Annotated in this window: 1 pseudogene; it reads right to left on the reverse strand. The window is 46.9% G+C overall.

Features of this window, described 5'->3' with window-relative positions:
- Positions 1-118: 118 nt before the first annotated feature.
- Positions 119-938, reverse strand: a pseudogene (locus CIK04_RS24060) (cobalamin-binding protein).
- Between the last annotated feature and the right edge of the window lie 70 nt (positions 939-1008).

Below are 1008 nucleotides of genomic sequence, written 5' to 3' on the forward strand. Positions count from 1 at the left end.
ATTGCGGTGCCAAATAAATCGATTAAATACAGCAGCATGGAGTCCATGTTACTTAATGCCTTAAAATGGTGAGGGAACAGAAAATTGGGGCAAATTGTACGAAATTTCCAGCCAAACGTTAGCGTTTTTGCTCGATGCTGGCAAAGTGCTCACAGACTTGTTCAATCGCCAGTAAGGTACGAGGCGTTGGTCGGTTTAACCAATCTGCATTGAGCTGCCAAAAATGGCGATTTTTTAACGCTGGAATCTCCTCAACCCAAGGGCTCCACATGCCGTTATTTTGAATCGCGTGAGGAGAAACAAACATGGCTTGGGGTTTCTTTAGAATTACCTGCTCAATACTGACTTGAGGATACGGTGCCGATGCACCATCAAACACATTCTCGCCGCCACAAAAGCGAAAGACCTCTGTCGGCCAGTTTTGCCCCGCAACGGTGATGATCGGCGTGTCGCTAAGTTGGTAGAAGTAGCGTGTTTTAGGCAGAGCTTGGTACAGTGTTTTTAGCGCTTCGAGACGAGTCCTGTACTCTCGAGCATTGTTAGGCCGATTGTCGGATCGTCACTGTATTGGCTGAGTTGCTCGATGTTATCGCCGATATCTTGCAAGTTTGGTTTGTGAGTAGTAGATCTTAAAGCCAAACTGTTCGAGTTTTTCTAGCTCTTTTGCAGGGTTACCCGCCGGCCAAGCGATGATCAAATCCGGTTTTAAGGTGATGATTTTCTCCTTAAGTTAATCCCTTTGTATGTTGGAGACTTTCTCTACGTTTTGCTGCCTCTGGGTAATCGCTCATCTCGCTAACGGCAATCAGTTTATCTCCAAGCCCTGCTGCGTAGGCGATCTCGGTGGCGTGTGGTGCCAGGCTAATCACTCGCTCGATTGGTGCAGCTTGACTGGTGGTCGCGACGAGGAGAAAAAGAGGAGAGAAGTATTTCATCAGATTCCTTGATAAATCAGTCCGAATAGTAGGCTTTGCAGGAGAATCCAGATAATAATTCGGCGTGCGAGTA

The organism is Vibrio sp. 03_296, from assembly GCF_002265885.1.